An 18,488-nucleotide genomic window follows, 5' to 3' on the forward strand; every position below is an offset into this window, starting at 1 on the left:
GCTTCTCTATTCGCCCAAGATTTGCATCAGAATTCCAAACTCATTGAAAACAGTCCATTCTTTCAGGACTTTGTTGTCTTTGATCTGCCACTGGGTGATGCCCCAGATATGCGCTTCTTTCCCGGTCGGTTCGCCATATGGCCCATTGCCACGATGGGCGCCAACACCGCCCCAGCGCACCGAGACCAAATACCCGTCTTCTGCGTTGCCCATCCAATAGATGTCATCGACAGAGATCCGGATGTTCGGGAACATCGCAATCATCGACATTATATGAGAGCGCAATTGGCCAACGCCTCGGTAGACCCGACTGGTCGAACCTTCGAGCACGATGTCTGGCGCATAGACCCGGTCCATTGCACTGAAATCACGGCGATTCCAGATGCTCTCGAATGCGGCGTGTGTGAATTCACGTACGTTGCCGTCGATGACATCCGGGATCGCGGGTCGCTTTGGAAAGCCTTGGCCGTCCATGCGGTTTGTATCGCTTGCAGCATAGTTTGGGGCAAATGGGCCCTGCGCGCGTTGCGAGGCTATGCAGCGCGCGGTTTCTCCGACATCAAGGCCCATTTGCTGGATCAATGCGGCGGTATCATAAGCGACATGCTCGTCATAGATCTCGTTGTCACGGGCTACACAATTCGCGATACATAGCAGGCGCAGCGGGCGATCGGTCGGAGGGCCAAACCGTGAATACCCAGTATTGGTTCCGAGGATCATAGTCCGGTGAGACGTGTGAAAGCTGACGTCATCGTTGCCGGCCCAGATGACCTCGTCCGCGACTAGACGAACGTCGGGGATGGCATTGTTGGTGTGAACCGTATCTGCAACAATCTTGTCGCGACCATATTGTAGTCCGACATCATCCCACACGCGGCAGTCATGGCTATAGGTGTCGTAGATATAGCCAATGTCCTTTTCCTCCCAGATCTGGTGGGTGATGCGGACAATATAGTCGACGATGTTTTTGAAACGCGGCTCGAAACCCCGCATGGATTGGGTGGTCACGTGATCGGGTTCTTTGTCCAGAAATTCCCGTGTGCCACCACGTCGATAATTTTCGAGAGAGATTGAAAAATCTGATGGCATATGCGCATCGCCAAGCGGGCGAAACCGGATATGTGTGCTTGTCTGGCTGTTGCTATCGCTTTTGATCTGGCGTGCAGCAACGGGCTTTCCAGCAGCTTCAGCTTCCTTAGTCATTGCAAGCCTCGAATCGTTAAACCGCATACGTATGCTAGATAATATCAAGGCAAGATGCATATAAATACAGTTAAATTAGGAGAATATTTAGTTTCCATAGTTGTTAGGCGAGTATCATGCATATAGTATCGCATACGATTTCAAATCGTGGTGGCAGACGCTATGGAACTGCAAAGCGCAAAACAACTGGTGCGAGACTTCTATCGGGATCTTGATGCGGCCGATGCGCAGAACGTGTCCGCCGCAATGACCAAATACACCGGTGCAAACTTCAATTGCCAGTGCAGCTATCCCTTCAACGATATGGGTGGCGTCGAAAGCTTCGCGACCGAGTTTTGGGTCCCGTTCAAATCCGCCTTCGCTCCGGTTCAAAGGCGCGAGAACATCTTTTTCGCAGGCAGGAACCGGCTCGATGATTATCAGACACTTTGGGTGTGCTCGATGGGTCATCTATTGGGGCAGTTTCAACAGCCTTGGCTAGGGTTGGAGCCAACCCACAAGATGGCCTTTCTGCGGTATTATGAGTTTTTCCGCATTGAAAACGGTAAGATCGCTGAATCATCTCTACACATCGATGTGTTCGGAATGATGATACAGGCAGGCAGCAAGGTCATCCCTCAGCCTACAGGCGTGTATACGATTACTCCGGGTCCTCAAACGCAGGATGGCCTCTTGTTCGGACCTTGTCCTCCGGAACAAGGTGAAGCGTCCCTGGATATACTCTACCGCATGCTAGATACGCTCATTTCATCCGGCGTACATACAACCATCGAAGACCTGAAAAAGGATTGGGCCGATGACATGTTGTGGTGGGGGCCCGCGGGTATCGGGGCTTCATAAACCCATGAAGGGTATATGAAGGGCCATGTCCTACCGTTCGAAGATGGGCTCGAATTCGTGCGGCACAACGGTCATGTCACGCGCATCGGAGAGGGCAATTATTGTGGCTTCTTTGGCTATCCCAGTCTGACCATGAGGCCCAGAGGCGGTTTTTTGGGGCTTACGAGTGTTTCTGATACAGAGGCCGACATGCGGATTGTTGATCTCTACCGATGTAAAGATGGGAAGCTGGTCGAAAACTGGATCTTCATCGACCTGCTTTGGTTCTTGAAACAACTGGGCATTGATCTGTTAGAGCGTCATCGCCAGATGACTTTACCAGCACATGAGATGTGCTGACCAATCTAATGTTGATCTGAAATTTTCCTCGCTGCATTCGCTCGTTGCATAAGCCTGAGCTGGAGTACGCTGGCGGTTCTGCAGATTGCGTGCTGTTGCTTGTTTGATCGGGTAGAGGTTATGGGGAGAGGATTGAATTCCCGCTGTAACGCATCGCGCCGCACTGCCGGGTAGAACGTTTAGAATGGCAGTCTTTCCCGTGACGAAAAGTCAGAACAATGTAACTGGTAAACCCCCTCTGTCCTTGAAGGAGCGCGAGCGGCGCAAACGGCTGCGCAATCGTGTTTTGATTCTGCTCTCGCCGGTTCTTGTCCTGCTTTCACCGATACTGCTGCCGATATTCTTCTTTGTGTGGCGCCGTAAGAAAAAGTCACCTCGACGATCCACGAAAAAAATGGGGGATGTTGCCGGCAATTTGTCATCGGTGGAACCGGTGCAATCTGATGAGGCAGAGGAAAGGCTGATTGAAAGTCGACCTGACACCTTCGCCCTGTGCCGGGTAATTGGAAACGATCTTGTGCCACGTCACAAGGCCGGTCAATCGCGGGAAAATGTCAGTTTCATTCTTGAAAACGAGCCGGAGCTGAAGGACTGCACGAAGCTCTGGATACTGAATCGGATCGTCGATCCTGAAGCAGAGGCTGAGCTTATAGTCCTGCTTGAGGCACATAATCAGAAATATCTGCGCATTCCTTTCGATCCGACAGCGCTGCAAACAATCGGATATGATTTTGCGCCCTTCGAAGACCCGATGGTTTTCGCCGACGGAACGCTTGAACGGCTGGATGGTGAAACCCGAAACAAAATGATTACGCAGGCTTACCGGGCGCGCAATAACTACGTGATGAACAACAACGGCGCGCGCAATCAGGCGCTGGAGTTCTGCTTGGAACACGCCAAGTGGGCGCTGCCATTTGATGGGAACTGTTTCTTTACTCAGAGCGCCTGGGGGGCTGTGCGCGAAGACATCATCTCTCAGCGAGATAAGCGGTATTTCTGTGTGCCGATGGCACGCATGCAGAACAATGAGGAGCTGCTTCAGGACTCTGCCAAACCCGAGGCAAACGAAGAGCCGCAAATGGCCTTTCGATGTGACGCGCCACTTCGGTTTGATGAAGAGCACCCTTATGGGCGGCGTCCCAAGGTCGAACTGTTTGTCCATCTGGGCATACCCGGACCCTGGCAGAACTGGCCCCTGGAGAGCTTCGATCTTCCGCCTCGCAAGGTCAGCGCGGAAGGCCATCGCGTGGGATATGCCGGGTGGGTGGCGCGTTTGTTTTCCGGACAGGCCAAGTTGGAGCAAAAAGGGGTTAAGACCCTTATCAATCGCGGCACCGCCAGGAATGAGGCGATCTGCGCCACGTTGGACATGCTTGAAGCGCGTCGCATGGAAGGGACCCATATCGACGGCGCAACCGTGTTTTACGATCAGGCCCGGCTCGACGCGTTGACGGATGCCGATCTGAACGCATTACGGGACGCAGCCGAGGACGCTCTGACCCGTGGTCCATTTTCGGTCACCGATAAACCCGAGCCTGGTCCTAGCGGGGACATTCACGACTATTTTCATCCATCGCCTTACTGGTGGCCCAACCCAAAGAAAAAAGACGGACGGCCTTATGTGTTCCGGGACGGGGAACGAGTGCCTGGCACGCAACTATACGAGCAAGAGAGTGACCGGTTTGACCGGACACGGTTGCAGAGGCTCTTTGACGACTCGATTGCTTTGGCGCTGACTGCAAAGCTCACTGGCGAAGGCCGCTATGCGGATCATGCTACGCGTTTGGTTGAAACCTGGTTTATCGATCCGGCGACCAGAATGAACCCGAATCTGGACTACGCGCAGGTCCGGTTAGGGCACAAAGGCGACAAAGGGTTAGCACACGGCCTGATCGAAACAAAGGATTTCTACTTCTTCCTCGATGCGGTGCGGATGCTGGGCGATTCAGAAGTCAGCGCGGGGGTGCGCGATTGGTGCGCCGAGTTCTTTGCGTGGTTAACCGATAGTGATCAGGGGCAGGGTGAGCGTCGGGCGAAGAACAACCACGGTACGTGTTATGACCTGCAGGCGGCGTCTCTGGCGTCTTTCCTGGGGGATAAAACCGCATTGCAGCGGATCAACCTGCGGGCACAGGCGCGGATTCTCGGCAGTATTACCGATGACGGTGAACAGCCTCATGAAATGACCCGCACGCTGACCCAGCATTATTGCGCGTACAACCTGCAAAGCTGGATCAACCTTTTCAATCTGCTGGAAGGGACCGGGTTGCAACCCTGGAGCAGTGAAGCGGCAGAGAGGCTGGTTGTCGCCATGCGTCAGCTGCTCAAACAATCCGTCGAAGGTTGGAAGCACGAGCAGATCGAACCCTTCGAGTTCGCACGTCTGGTCCCCATTGACGCGACGTTACGGCATCGGACCGGGCAGGGGATACTTCAGTTTGAAGAAGCCCCGGCCTGCTATTATCCCCATGACGGCATCCCGCCTTTCTGGCGTCTGGCGCGTGGCTACGGCAGGCCTCTTTGATCACAATCGGGTGTTGCAACTCGAAAAATGATCTGGATGATGCGTTGGCATGAGTACCGGAAAATTCGGTCAGCCGTAGTCAAATGCGGTCAAAACAACACAGGGGAGACGACGTATGTCATTCAAAACACTTATGCTTGCCGCAAGTGCCACGGCGATGATTGCAGCCGGTGCTTCGGCCGAGACTCTGCGATGGGCCCGCGCTGGTGACGCGCTGACGCTGGACCCACATGCCCAGAACGAAGGACCGACTTCGGCCATGGCGCACCAGATCATGGAAACGCTGGTGATGCGCGATCACTCCGGTGCGCTGGTTCCGTCGTTGGCGACCGAATGGGCACCATCCGAAGAAAACCCGAATGTCTGGGTGTTCAAACTACGCGAAGGCGTCACCTTTCACGATGGTGCCGAATTTGACAGTGAGGACGTTGTCTTCTCGCTGAATCGCGCGATGACGCCGGATTCGGATTACAAGGAATTGCTCGCTTCGGTGAAAGAGGTGCGCGCACCCGACAAGTTCACGGTTGAGATCGAAACCGACGGTCCGAACCCGATCATGCCCAACAACCTGACCAACATGTTCATGATGGACAAGGATTGGGCCGAGGCGAACAATGCTGTGAAGGTTCAGGATTATGAGGGCGGTGAAGATACCTTTGCGGCCAAGAACGCCAACGGAACCGGCCCGTACAAGCTGGTCAGCCGCGAACCCGACGTGAAGACCGTTCTGAGCGCCAACGAAAACTACTGGGGTAAGGACGAGTTCCCGCTTCAGGTGACTGAAATCATCTATACGCCGATCCAGAACGCCGCGACCCGTGTTGCCGCCCTGCTGTCGGGCGAGGTGGATTTCATTCAGGACGTACCGGTGCAGGATCTTGAGCGTGTGGCCGGAACCGACGGTCTGGATGTGCGCACAGCGCCGCAGAACCGGGTGATCTTCTTCGGTATGAACATGGGTGATGCCGATCTGTCCTCGGATAGTGTTGACGGCGCGAACCCGTTGTCGGATGTCCGGGTGCGTCAGGCGATGTCCAAGGCGATCAACCGCGATGCGATCAAACAGGTTGTGATGCGTGGCCAGTCTGCTCCGGCGGGTATGATTTCACCCCCGTTCGTGAATGGTTGGGATGCGGATATGGATTCGTCTTCATCGACCGATATCGAGGGCGCCAAGGCGCTTATGGCCGAAGCAGGCTATCCTGATGGTTTCTCGCTGACGTTGAACTGCCCGAATGACCGCTACATCAATGATGAGGCGATCTGTCAGGCGGCGGTCGGTATGCTGGCCCAGATCGGGATCACCGTGAATCTGGATGCCAAACCGAAGGCGCAGCACTTCCCGCTGATCAACAATCTCGAGACCGACTTCTATATGCTGGGCTGGGGTGTTCCGACCTATGACTCGGAATACATCTTCAACTTCCTGGTACACTCAAAGGGTGAGAAATACGGCTCGTGGAACGGCACGCGCTATTCCAACCCGGATCTGGACGCCAAGATCGTAGCATTGGCCTCGGAAACTGATCTGCCCGCACGTGATCAGCAGATTGCGGACATCTGGCAGGTTGTTCAGGGCGAGCAACTTTATATCCCGATCCACCATCAGGTGCTGAACTGGGGTATGAAGTCCGGTGTCGGCACCATCGTTGAGCCGGAAGACTCGCCGAAGATCAAATACTTCGAAATGAACTAAGGCATCTCTCAGGATGCAGGGCAGGGCGCGATTTCGCGCCCTGCTTCCATGTCTCCGATGGTAACGGGCGCGTGATCTCAATGTGAGAATTCCTTTACGCACCAGCCAAAAACCACGAAGCTCTGATCCATAAACAGGGAGTAATCGTCATGATCCTCAGGAACAGCGCCATCGGCCTGACTATGTTGCTGGCCGGTACCGTGCAAGCAGCCGAGTTCAAATGGGCCTCGACCACTGATCCTCAGACCATGGACCCGCACGCGGTCAACTCGGCCCCGGTGCTCGGGTTTCTGAACAATGTCTACGAAGGGCTCGTCCGTCGCGGCAAGGATATGAGCGTTGAGCCCGCATTGGCCGTCAGTTGGGAAGCGATTGGCGACGGTGAAGGCTGGCGTTTCAAACTGCGCGAAGGTGTGACCTTTCATGACGGCAGCAGCTTTGACGCGCAGGATGTATTGTTTAGCTATGAGCGCGCCTCGGGCGAGGCTGCAGACACGCGCAGTTGGTTTGCGCCCGTCAGCGACGTGATCGTGGTTGATGACTACACTGTCGATATCATGACCACTGCACCCAACCCGCTGTTTCCGTCGTCGATTGCAAATTGGATGATCGTGGATCAGGGCTGGACCGAAGCCAACGATGCGGTTGTGCCCGACAAAGAGACCGGCAATTACGCAACGATCAACGCCAATGGCACAGGTGCGTTCAAGGTGACCGAGCGGGAGCCGGGGCTGAAGACGGTGCTGGAACCGTTTGATGGCTGGTGGGGTGAGGTCGAACACAACATTACCCGCGCCGAGTTCAACCCGATCCAGAATCCCGCCACCGCCGTTGCTGCATTGCTTTCAGGCGATGTCGATATGATCAATCCGGTGCCGATTCAGGACGTGGCCCGACTGCAGCAGAATGCTGAGGTCGATGTCATTCAGGGTATCGAAGCGCGCGTGATCATGCTGGGCTTTGATCATGAGGCCGAAGCTCTGAAATACACCGATGATGCGGGCAAGCCGAACCCGTTCCGTGATGCGCGCGTGCGCCAGGCAGTGGCTCAGGCGGTGAATGTTGATGCGATTCTGGCCACCATTATGCGCGGCAATGCCGAGCCCGCCTCGCAGCTCGTTAGCCCCGCCATGAGCGGATATTCCGAGGCCAACGCGGATCGTCCCGCGTTTGATGTCGAAGCCGCCAAAGAACTGTTGGCCGATGCAGGTTACGCCGACGGGTTTTCGTTCGGACTGAAATGCCCCAATGACCGTTATCTGAATGATGAGGCTGTCTGTCAGGCTGTTGTTGGCATGCTGGCCCAAATCGGGATCACAGCGGAACTCGACGCTATGCCGGTGCGCAACTACTGGCCGGAACTGCGCGAGGACAACTACGATATGTACCTGCTGGGGTGGAGTCCGGGCACTTTTGACGCCGAGCATCCGGTCCGGTTCCTTGTCGCAACCCCGAACGAAGAGAAAAAGCTGGGCAGCTGGAATTTTGGTGGTTTCTCGAATGCACGTGTCGATGAATTGCTGCCGATGATCCAGTCCGAGTTGGATCAGGCCAAACGTCAGGCCATGCTGGATGAGGTCACGCAGATCTATCAGGACAAACAGGTCTACGTGCCTATGTATGTTCAGCCGCTGGTCTGGGGAACGCGCAGCAATGTCGAGGTCACGCAGCGCCCGGATAACTTCTTCCTGCTCAGATGGGTGACGGTGAACTGATCAGCGGCAACGTCGCGTCGGGCTGATAGCGCTCTCTTGACCATCTGGTCAAAGGCGGCCTAGAGAGACCGATCAACGAGGGAAACGAATGTTCGCATATATCGTCCGCAGGATGTTCCAGTCCGTGATCGTGCTTTTGGTCGTGGGGCTGGTTGCATTCTCGATGTTTCGCTTTGTCGGCGACCCGATCGACAACATGCTTGGTCAAGAGCGCACGCAAGCTGACATCGACCGTCTGAGGACCGAGCTTGGGTTGGATCAACCCTTTGTGGTGCAATATGCCAAGTTCCTGCAAGGCGCGGTTCAAGGTAATTTCGGCGTCTCCTATCGACAGGGGCGTCCAGTGTCGACAATTCTGGTCGAACGGGCTCCGGCGACGCTGGAGCTTGCCTTTGTCTCGGGCTTTCTCGCGATTACGATTGGCATCGGTCTCGGTGTCTTCACGGCGATCCGACGACAAGGAATTGCTGCGAATGTGATCATGACGGTTTCCTTGATCGGGGTTTCGCTGCCTACGTTCCTCATAGGTATCCTGCTGATCTATGTCTTCTCGGTCGAGCTTGATTTATTGCCCAGCTTCGGGAGGGGCGAGACCGTTATGATTGGCAGTTGGTCCACCGGGTTTCTGACAGCGTCCGGTTTGAAGGCGTTGATATTGCCCGCGATCACGCTTGGCCTCTATCAGATGACACTGATTATGCGACTGGTCCGCTCCGAAATGCTGGAGGTGCTGCGCGCTGATTACGTCCGCTTTGCCCGCGCTCGGGGACTGTCGGATCGGGTGATCAATTTCCGCCATGCGCTGAAGAATACTCTGGTGCCGGTGATCACCATCACGGGTCTGCAACTGGGGTCGATCATCGCCTTCGCCATCATTACCGAGACGGTGTTCCAATGGCCCGGGGTGGGTCTGTTGTTCATCAACGCGATCCAGTTCGTGGATATCCCGGTCATGGCTGCATATCTGATGCTGATCTCGGTGATGTTCGTGACGATCAACCTGATTGTCGATCTTCTTTATTATGCCATTGACCCGCGCTTGCGTGTCGACGCGAGGGCCACATGACCGACACGATGGAAACCTCGAAATCAGCTCCCAAATCGCGCATGGCGAAGTTTTGGGACAGCGACTTTGCCTGGTCGTTTCGACATTCTCCGGTGGCTGTAATTGCATCGCTGGTCGTGGTCGTTCTGGTGCTGGCGGCAGTCTTTGCCCCGTTGATCGCGCCGTATAATCCGTTTGACCCCGCAACGTTGAACCTGATGAATGGATTCACACCGCCCGGTACGCCCAATGCGTTCACGCAAGAGACCTTCCTGTTGGGCACCGATGATCAGGGGCGCGATGTGTTTTCGACCATCCTCTACGGCTTGCGTATCTCGCTGTTCGTGGGCGTCTCTGCCGTGTTGCTGGCGCTGATCATCGGTGTCATCCTGGGGTTGATCGCGGCATATTTCGGCGGCTGGATCGAGACACTGATTATGCGGATCGCCGATGTTCAGCTCACTTTCCCGGCCATTCTGGTGGCGATGCTGATCTTTGGAATCGCGAAGGGGATCACTCCGCCGGAATACCGTGATGAAATGGCAATCTACGTCCTGATCATTGCGATTGCCCTGTCGGATTGGGTGCAGTTCGCACGAGTCGTCCGTGGTGCCGCTCTGGTCGAGAAAAACAAGGAATATGTGCAAGCTGCGCGGCTGATCGGGCGTGGATCGTTCCCGATCATGTTCCGCCACATCCTGCCGAATGTGCTCAGCCCGGTTCTGGTCATCGCCACCATCTCGCTGGCACTGGCCATTATCGCCGAAGCCACGCTGAGCTTTCTGGGTGTTGGCGCACCGCCGACCCAGCCGTCGCTGGGTACGCTCATCCGGATCGGGCAGGGGTTCCTGTTCTCGGGTGAGTGGTGGATCCTGTTCTTCCCGGCCTGCACGCTGCTGGCCCTTGCCCTGTCGGTGAACTTGCTGGGTGACTGGCTGCGCGACGCGTTGAACCCCAAACTGCGGTGATTTCATGAGCCTTCTGACCATCCAAGACCTCACCGTTGAATTCCCGACCCGTCGCCAGTTGTTCACGGCGGTGGATCACGCCAGTCTTTCCGTCGAACCTGGTGAAATCCACGGGCTCGTGGGCGAATCCGGGGCCGGTAAATCCACCATCGGTGCCGCCGTTATGGGCCTGCTGGAGCGCCCAGGACGCATTGCAAGCGGGCAGATCAAGCTGGGTGGTGACCAGATTAGTGGTATCGATGCCGAGGCGATGCGCAGTCTGCGTGGCAAGAAGATCTCAATGATCTTTCAGGACCCGCTGACCTCGTTGAACCCGCTGTTTACGGTGCGCGAGCAACTGGTTGAAACCATTCAAGCGCATCTGGGCGGGTCCGAGGCTGAAGCAACCAAACGCGCGCGCGACCTGATTGACCGCGTGGGCATTCCCGATCCGGATACCCGGTTGGACCAATACCCGCACCAGTTCTCGGGCGGGATGCGGCAGCGCGTGGTGATTGCGCTTGCCTTGTGCACTGAACCGGATGTGATTATCGCGGATGAGCCCACGACTGCGCTGGATGTCTCGGTCCAGGCGCAGATTCTGGACCTGATCAAGGAACTGGCGCAAGAACGTCAGGTTGGGGTCATCCTGATCACCCATGATATGGGCGTGATCGCTGATACGACCGACCGGGTAACCGTGATGTATGCGGGCAAGGTGGTCGAAAGCGGTACGACCGCGCAGGTGATGGGGCAGCCACAGCACGAATACACCAAGTCCCTGATTGCCGCCGTGCCGCGCCCGACATTGAAGCTGCACCGTTTCCCCCAAATCAGCTATGGTGGTCGTGAGACGCGCTTTGCCATCGAGGATATGGCGCGTCACTGGCCCAAGGTGGACAACGACACCAGCAAGCCGGTTTTTGAGATCCGCAACCTGACCAAGAAGTTCCTTCAACAGCGCGGGTTGCTGCCGTGGGATCGGACCTATTTTACAGCCGTAGATAATGTCAGCTTTGATATTCAGGCCGGAGAGGTGTTCGGCGTGGTCGGCGAGTCCGGTTCGGGCAAGTCCACCGTCGCGCGGATGATCGCGGGGCTTTATCCGGTAGATGGCGGCACTATCGACTTTCAGGGCCAGCGGGTCAGCGACCTGAGTAATCGTGCGGTTCAGGACGAATACCGCAAGAATATCCAGATGATCTTTCAGGATCCGTATTCCTCTCTCAACCCTCGGATGCGGGTGGATGAGATCGTGGCCGAGCCGATCCGCCATCACCGGCTGATGGACGGCGCGGACATCAAACGACGCGTGGATGAGCTGCTGGATCAGGTGGGGCTTGGGCACGAGGCCGGTCAGAAATACCCGCATGAGTTTTCGGGGGGGCAACGCCAACGTATCTCGATCGCCCGCGCGCTGGCCACACAGCCCCGTTTCCTGATCTGCGATGAGCCGACCAGCGCGCTGGATGTCTCGATCCAGGCACAGATTCTGAATATCTTGAAGGATCTGCAGGAGCATCTCGGTCTGACGATGCTGTTTATCAGCCACGACCTGCCAGTGGTGCGCCAGATGTGCGACCGGGTGGCCGTGATGAAGCAGGGCCAGATGGTCGAGATTCAGGAAACCAGCGACTTGTTCGCCAGCCCGCAAACCGATTACGCGCGCGAGCTGCTGCGGTTGATGCCCAAGCTGGACGACCTCTCAACCGACGGTCTGGGCGCGCGCGAGGGCTAGAGGCGACAACGAAGTCAGATTGGCTTCCAACCTCTTAGGTGCTCTTGACACTCGGATGGCCGTATCTCAGACGTCAACTGCCCTAAGGTGATGCCATCAACTTATTATGGCCTGCCGACGGCAGCCGAGCCTCGATCAAAGCCACCTAGACACTTTCTCGGTGATCGAAAGTATCGGTGCGGTTGTGTATGCGTTTTTCAACCGATGTTCGCGGCCACATTTGCCAGAACAAACGATCTGGGCAATCAACAGACAACCCAGACCTCGTTAAGATTCACCACGAAACGGGTGTGGACCTCAACCGACGACACCAATACCCAAGCCAATCTCATGCTTCTCGGGGAACGGCATCCAGTTCTTGTTGATCCAGCGGGGATATCCGGGATCCACATTCCACCCCGCAGAGGGATTGATGCGAATGTACTGGGTGCCCCGGAACGCATAGATCCGTTGGTTCGTTTCGCTCCAAAGGATGGCTTCGATACCCTGGTTGAAATGAGAGGGCCAGCCCGGCCAGTTGCCCGCAATGGGTTTTGGATAACCGTCATCGACTTGCCATCCGTTGTTCGGATCAATCCGCAGGTATTGGTTGCCCTTAAAGAAATAAACTTTGTCGTTGGGCACACTCTCCAGAACGGCGTCAACGCTGTTTGCAAATGTCCCGTCAACTCCGGGCCAGTTGCCTGCTATGGGCTTGGGATAGTCCGCGTCCACGCGCCAGCCGTTTGAAGGATTGATCCGGATATACTGATCATCCTTGAAGAAATAGACCCTGTGGTTTTTGCGCGTGTAGGTCGCAGCGTCGAGGTCATAGAAAGACTCGGGAACGCCCGGCCAGTTGCCCACGCAGTTCCCGTCCATCTGCTTCGGATAGTCCGTGTCCAGATCGAAGCCAGTATAGCGCGCATAGTAACCCTTTGAGAACATGTAGATCTTGTCGTTGGGGAAGCTGTAGAAACCAGCACCTAGCCCCGTCAGGAATGCACGCCAGCCAAGATGGGCATGTGTAAAATCGCAAGCCTGGCTAGGGGCACCCGAACGCATGACACAAGACACCAATGGATCTGCACAATTGGCGCAGTTGCCATTGACGTCTTTGATAAAGCGCCCGTGTATCGAGGTGCAATTACAACCTGACGATCCGTATTCATCTGGCGCACCGAATATGTGTCCCGTCTCATGTGCAAAAACGCGGTCAATCGACGTCCAGTCAAGGAACGATATCGCGCCCGGGGTTCCCCCCTTTCGCATCATCACGCGTTTGCCGCCGGCATATGCGGCCCAAACGGCTGGGAACTTCGTGAAGAATGCAACATAGCCATATTGAGCTCCGGCACCATTCTGGAAGAAGTCTGATATCTGGTTGATACCGTCCCCACCCGGATCGAAGCCGAGCTGGGTTAAGGCCGGATCGCGCCACAGCGCTTCGGCTTCGCCTGCGCTCAATCCGATTGGCTTGGGATATCCATCATCGACTTGCCAGCCGTTTGAAGGGTCAATCCGCACATACCGTCCGACGATCCTGGCCCAGCCTGTGTTGTCGTCCGTGAAAAGATAGATCTTTCCATTGGGCTCACCCCACAGCGCTGCGGCTGGTCCTTTGCCCGAACCGGTAAAGACCTCATCAAGACCCGGCCAGTTTCCGGCGACCGGTTTGGGATAACCGGCATCCATGTTCCAACCATTCGCGGGATCAATGCGCACATACTTTGGTGGCTCGCCCGGATATTTCTTGAAGAAATAAACCTTGTCATTCGCTTTCGCATAAAGACACGAGTCAAACCCTGCGGCAAACTCTGCATCGAGTCCGGGCCAGTTCCCGGCAATCGGCTTGGGATAACCCGAGTCTACTTGCCAGCCATTTGAGGGATCGATGCGGATATACTCATCGCCTTTGAATACATAGATTTTGTCGTTGGGATCACTCCACAGCGCGGCGCTGATACCTGAGGTGAAATTGGCGGGCCAGCCTGGCCAGTTGCCTGCGATCGGTTTGGGATAACCCGAGTCCACTTGCCAGCCATTTGCTGGGTCGATGCGAATGTACTGGCTGCCCTTGAAGCAATAAATCTTGTCATTCGGATCGGACCACAGCAGGGCGTCGGGGCCACGATACCAGGTTTCGGGCCAGCCCGGCCAACGGGCACCCTCCCACGGTACATAGCCAGAGATATTGACGTTGAGATGGCCGTAAATCCATTCGATATTGGCAGCCGGCTCATTGGATGCCAGATCTTCAAGACCTTCCTGCACCTCTGCCGCGATATGAACGCGCTCCTCATCGGTGATGCGATATTCATCGGTGTTTCCGACATAGACGATGCCAACCGAAACGGTGTTGATCAGACGCTCGTTTGCCATGGCTCAATCCTCCTCCATGCAAGGAGCGGAATAGATCTCCTGTTCTTCCGGAGATTCACCCGGCGTTTGACTGGCCTTCATTTCGCGGTATTTTTTTGATTGCCGCAACTGCAGCGCCTTGAGGAAAAGCAGTTCTTGCCCATCGTCTTCGCCAGCAACTTCCGGGGAGACCTTGTCGGGAGAGAGCAATTCGGTTCCCGGTGGCAGGCGATCTTTCAGACCTTTTTCGTCATCAGGAACACCAACGATCATGAAGCGGCTGCCGCTATCATGGACAACTCTAATCCCAAGCTGTTTGAGTCTGGATTTCAACAGGCGACGGTCAGCGCGTTTTTCAGCGCAAATCACCATATTCGACATGATTATTCTCCTGCAGTTTAAATAAATTGAATTCAAAATCAATAAATTAGCCGCTGTTCCATACAACAGCCAGTGCCGCGGAAAAGCGGTCAGACGATCAAATCAGATCTGAAACATGCGCCACCAACAGTGGCTTGCAGACGCAAGTCTGGGTGTCATCAGGCACACCTTACTCAACCCTAGTATACACGAATTTGCCTTCAAATTCACCAGAATCGAGTTTTCTGAGCTCCTTAGGAGACAACGGACAAAGGGCGCGATCAAACTAACTGATCTGACACCAGAAATTGTCGATGACGTTGACGGCGAAATATCGCCTGCGGTGCCTGTCAATTGAGAGTGGCATGCAGTCTGGTGCGATTTATGTAGAGGGCGCAGGCATTCGCCCCACTATTTCTCAGTTGAGGGCAATAGCAGTTTGCAGCTTGCTGGTAAGCAAGCTCTCAACTCGGTTGCAAACGCCAGTGATTTGGCATGACCTAAGTGTTGCGCCATCCCCGCCACCCAAAAAGGTTGAAGCCTGCAAACAACAGGGCCGCGACACAGACTATCGAAGGACCCGCCGGTGTATCAAAGACGTATGCGGCCCTTAATCCGGCAACGGCGGAAAATGCGCCGATTGCCGCAGCAATCAAGGCCATTGCCTCGGGTGAGCGTGCCAGGCTGCGTGCCGCCGCCGCCGGAATGATCAGCAACGCTGCAATAAGCAAAACGCCGACGACCTTGATCGCAACCGCCACGGTGACGGCGAGAGACAACGTCAGGATCAATCGCTCACGCTTTGGATCAAAGCCACTGGCGTATGCGAGCTCTTCATTTAACGTTGCCGTAAGAAGTTGAGACCAGCGCCAGGTGATAAGGGCGACAACAAGCGCTGCACCGCCCCAGATCACAACTAGATCCGAGCGTGACACTGCAAGAATGTCGCCAAAGAGATACGCCATAAGATCGATGCGCACACCAGACAGGAAGGAGACCGCTACGAGCCCGAACGCAAGCGAGGAATGCGCAAGGACCCCCAGCAGTGTGTCGATCGCATAACCACGGCCAGCCAAAAGCGTTACCGCCAGCGCCATGACAAGTGCCGCCGCCAGCGCACCCGCAAAGATCGACATCTGGAATGTAAGCGACAATGCGACACCAAGGATCGCAGCGTGTGCTGTAGCATCACCAAAATACGCCATCCGGCGCCATACGACAAAACATCCAAGCGGTGCGGCAGCGAATGCGACGCCGATACCAGCCAGCGTCGCGCGGGTCATAAAGTCATCGAACATTATTCTGCTGCTTCCTGAGAGTGTTCGCAGTGGTCGTGATCATGGTCATGATCATGACGATAGAGGGCCAGTGCACCCCCGGTTCCAGATCCGAACAGCGCCCGATATTCTGGGGCCGAGGCCACAACAGCAGGGGAGCCTTCACAACAGACATGACCATTGAGGCAAATCACCCGGTCCGAAGCACTCATGACAACATGCAGTTCGTGACTGACCATCAAAATGGCACAACCCGTATCACGCCTCACCTCTTCGATCTGACGGTAAAACGCCGCTGATCCGGGCTGGTCGAGCCCCTGCGTCGCCTCGTCCAGCAGCAACACATCAGGTCGGTTAATCAAGGCGCGGCCTAGCAATACACGCTGAAACTGTCCACCGGACAATTGCGACATCTGGCGCTTTAAAAGATCAGGGACGCCTGCGGAATTGAGCGCCTCTTGGCACTGTTTGCGAGAGACGTGAGTTGTCAGACGCATAAATCTCTCGACCGAGATTGGCAGCGTTGGATCGATATGAAGTTTTTGCGGCACATACCCGATTTTCAACCCAGGTTTCCGCGAAACCTTACCCACCGAGGGTTCGGTGGCACCGATGACAGCGCGCAGCAGACTGGTTTTACCCGAGCCATTCGGACCGACGATCGTTACGATCTCTCCGGGTTCGATTACCATATCCACGTGACGAAGCACGGTGTTCGCGCCATAGCGCACGCTGAGGTTTTCAACTGTGATCAGGCTCATTTCTACGCCTTTTGGGTGCAGTCGGGGCAGATTCCCTCAGCTTCTACAACTGTGCGTTCGATCTCGAAACCCGCCGCGCGTGCTGCAGCGCCCAATGCTCCCTTCGCGGGCGCAGATTGTGCTTCGGCGACGGCATCGCATTTTCTGCAGATCATGAAAGCAGGCGAATGCGTCGCGCCTGGATGAGAGCAGGCGACAAATGCGTTCAAACGTTCAACCTTGTGAACGAACCCGTTCTGGACAAGAAAATCGAGCGCGCGATACGCCACGGGCGGTTGCGATCCAAAGCCTTCATCGCGCAGGCGATCCAGAATTGCATAAGCTCCAAGCGCGCGGTGTTCCTGCAACAGCATCTCAAGAACTTTGCGCCGAACCGGGGTCAGGCGCAGCCCTTCTTCCTTGCATCGAGTTTCCGCTGTGGTCAGTGCGGTCTCAACGCAATTTTTGTGGTCATGTTCCTGGAACCCGACCGGAGCCGTATCTTCGGTCGAAACAGGGTGCGTCTCACTTGTCATGTTATTCCATATCATGTATGCCGCTCTTAATGTTATAAAATCACACAGAGGGTCTGATGTCCAGAAAGCTTCTTTCACTATCGATCACAACCGCATTGATGGGCGGGACGGCCATGGCAGAGGTGCCCAACGTTGCAGTAGATATTGCGCCGGTGCACTCGCTGGTCGCCCGGGTCATGGAAGGTGTCGGAGCGCCCGATCTGATCATGCAGCCTGGTGCCTCTCCGCATGAATACAATCTGCGACCTTCGGAAGCTGCCGCCTTGCAAGAGGCTGATATCGTTTTCTGGATTGGTGAAGACCTGACCCCATGGATGGAAGGCGCGTTGGAAACACTTGCCGACGGCGCGACTGTTACATCTCTGCTTGAGGCGGACGGCACCGTACTTCTCGATTTCCGCGAGAACGCATTGTTCGAGGCACACGAAGACCACGATGACCATGGGCATGACGAGCACGCCGAACAAGAGGAACATGATGACCACGATCATGACGATCATGGTGATGAGCATGCTGAAGGCGAAGAGCATGACGAGCACGAAAATGAACATGCCGACGAGCACGAAGATCACGCGGAACATGATGGCGATGATCATGATGGTCATGCACACGGCGAAAATGACCCGCACGCTTGGCTGTCCCCTGCAAACGCTGAAATCTGGTTGAACGTGATTGCATCACAACTGTCGTCGACAGATCCTGACAACGCCGGTACCTACTTTGCCAACGCCGCAGCTGCGCGGGAGGAAATGGCGGCTCTGTCTGCCGAGATCACCGCAACACTTGAACCGGTTCGTGGTAGCAACTTTATCGTTTTCCACGACGCTTATCAGTATTTTGAAGATGCGTTTGACTTCCCGGCCGCGGGTGCAATCTCAATCGCCGACGCTTCGGACCCAAGCCCGGCCCGTATCGCAGAGATTCAGACCCGTCTTAGGGATGAAGGTATCGACTGCGTTTTGGCCGAACCGCAGTTCAACCCCGGAATTGTTTCAACCGTTCTGGAAGGAACCGAAGCCAATACCGGTGTCATTGACCCGCTTGGTTCTGACCTCGAACCCGGAGCATCACTCTACCCACAGGTCATCCGCAATATGGCCCAGACATTGGCCGATTGCCTGTAACTTCTGGCCCGGCGGTGTCTGAATAATCCGCCGGGCCGCATACCATTAGAGGCATCATGGGATC

The 18,488-nt window shown here is 55.6% G+C and carries 15 protein-coding genes; 9 read left to right on the plus strand and 6 right to left on the minus strand.

All coding sequences use genetic code 11. The features are described from left to right. Window positions 1-6 precede the first annotated feature (6 nt). Window positions 7-1,203: a nuclear transport factor 2 family protein gene (locus tag ACR0AZ_RS18040; protein WP_480471988.1), complete on the minus strand. Its 1,197-nt coding sequence runs from the start codon at window positions 1,201-1,203 to the stop codon at window positions 7-9. Window positions 1,204-1,365: 162 nt separating this feature from the next. Between ACR0AZ_RS18040 and ACR0AZ_RS18045 the strand changes: the two genes are divergently transcribed. The 8 genes from ACR0AZ_RS18045 (at window position 1,366) to ACR0AZ_RS18080 (ending at window position 12,047) form a co-directional block, all read left to right on the plus strand. Further along, a complete protein-coding gene (locus ACR0AZ_RS18045) occupies window positions 1,366-2,043 on the plus strand; it encodes an ester cyclase (protein ID WP_480668013.1) in 678 nt (225 codons plus the stop codon). A gap of 15 nt (window positions 2,044-2,058) precedes the next feature. After that, a complete protein-coding gene (locus ACR0AZ_RS18050; RefSeq protein WP_480668014.1) occupies window positions 2,059-2,382 on the plus strand; it encodes an ester cyclase in 324 nt (107 codons plus the stop codon). Window positions 2,383-2,899: 517 nt separating this feature from the next. Beyond that, window positions 2,900-4,906 (plus strand): alginate lyase family protein, encoded by a 2,007-nt coding sequence (locus ACR0AZ_RS18055; protein WP_480668015.1) that lies wholly within the window; start codon window positions 2,900-2,902, stop codon window positions 4,904-4,906. Between the two features lie 115 nt (window positions 4,907-5,021). Continuing rightward, a complete protein-coding gene (locus tag ACR0AZ_RS18060) occupies window positions 5,022-6,602 on the plus strand; it encodes an ABC transporter substrate-binding protein (protein WP_480668016.1) in 1,581 nt (526 codons plus the stop codon). A gap of 149 nt (window positions 6,603-6,751) precedes the next feature. Then, complete coding sequence (locus ACR0AZ_RS18065; protein WP_480471983.1) at window positions 6,752-8,317, plus strand: ABC transporter substrate-binding protein; 1,566 nt, start codon at window positions 6,752-6,754, stop codon at window positions 8,315-8,317. An 88-nt stretch (window positions 8,318-8,405) separates the two neighbouring features. Then, window positions 8,406-9,383, plus strand: a complete 978-nt coding sequence (locus ACR0AZ_RS18070; protein WP_480471982.1) for an ABC transporter permease — start codon at window positions 8,406-8,408, stop codon at window positions 9,381-9,383. After that, window positions 9,380-10,330, plus strand: coding sequence for an ABC transporter permease (locus tag ACR0AZ_RS18075; RefSeq protein ID WP_480471981.1), 951 nt, complete (start codon window positions 9,380-9,382; stop codon window positions 10,328-10,330). The genes ACR0AZ_RS18070 and ACR0AZ_RS18075 overlap by 4 nt, the downstream gene beginning before the upstream one ends. A 4-nt stretch (window positions 10,331-10,334) precedes the next feature. After that, complete coding sequence (locus ACR0AZ_RS18080; RefSeq protein WP_480471980.1) at window positions 10,335-12,047, plus strand: ABC transporter ATP-binding protein; 1,713 nt, start codon at window positions 10,335-10,337, stop codon at window positions 12,045-12,047. 297 nt (window positions 12,048-12,344) lie between these two features. Here the strand turns inward: ACR0AZ_RS18080 and ACR0AZ_RS18085 are convergent, their stop codons facing one another. The 5 genes from ACR0AZ_RS18085 to ACR0AZ_RS18105 all read right to left on the minus strand — a co-directional run bounded on the left by ACR0AZ_RS18085 (window position 12,345) and on the right by ACR0AZ_RS18105 (window position 17,300). After that, window positions 12,345-14,408 carry a hemopexin repeat-containing protein gene (locus tag ACR0AZ_RS18085; RefSeq protein ID WP_480668017.1) on the minus strand — a complete coding sequence of 688 codons (2,064 nt, stop codon included), beginning with the start codon at window positions 14,406-14,408 and terminating at the stop codon, window positions 12,345-12,347. A gap of 3 nt (window positions 14,409-14,411) precedes the next feature. Continuing rightward, window positions 14,412-14,768: a hypothetical protein gene (locus ACR0AZ_RS18090; protein WP_480471979.1), complete on the minus strand. Its 357-nt coding sequence runs from the start codon at window positions 14,766-14,768 to the stop codon at window positions 14,412-14,414. Window positions 14,769-15,247: 479 nt separating this feature from the next. Beyond that, on the minus strand, window positions 15,248-16,045 hold the full coding sequence (locus tag ACR0AZ_RS18095; protein WP_480668018.1) for an iron chelate uptake ABC transporter family permease subunit: 798 nt from the start codon (window positions 16,043-16,045) through the stop codon (window positions 15,248-15,250). Continuing rightward, window positions 16,045-16,785 carry an ATP-binding cassette domain-containing protein gene (locus ACR0AZ_RS18100; RefSeq protein WP_480471977.1) on the minus strand — a complete coding sequence of 247 codons (741 nt, stop codon included), beginning with the start codon at window positions 16,783-16,785 and terminating at the stop codon, window positions 16,045-16,047. The genes ACR0AZ_RS18095 and ACR0AZ_RS18100 overlap by 1 nt, the downstream gene beginning before the upstream one ends. Window positions 16,786-16,787: 2 nt before the next feature. After that, entirely contained in the window at window positions 16,788-17,300 is a 513-nt protein-coding gene (locus ACR0AZ_RS18105) for a Fur family transcriptional regulator (protein WP_480471976.1), read from the minus strand. A 56-nt stretch (window positions 17,301-17,356) separates the two neighbouring features. Between ACR0AZ_RS18105 and ACR0AZ_RS18110 the strand changes: the two genes are divergently transcribed. Beyond that, window positions 17,357-18,424, plus strand: a complete 1,068-nt coding sequence (locus tag ACR0AZ_RS18110) for a zinc ABC transporter substrate-binding protein (RefSeq protein WP_480471975.1) — start codon at window positions 17,357-17,359, stop codon at window positions 18,422-18,424. Window positions 18,425-18,488: the final 64 nt, after the last annotated feature.

Source organism: Ruegeria sp. BE3 (genome assembly GCF_056538865.1).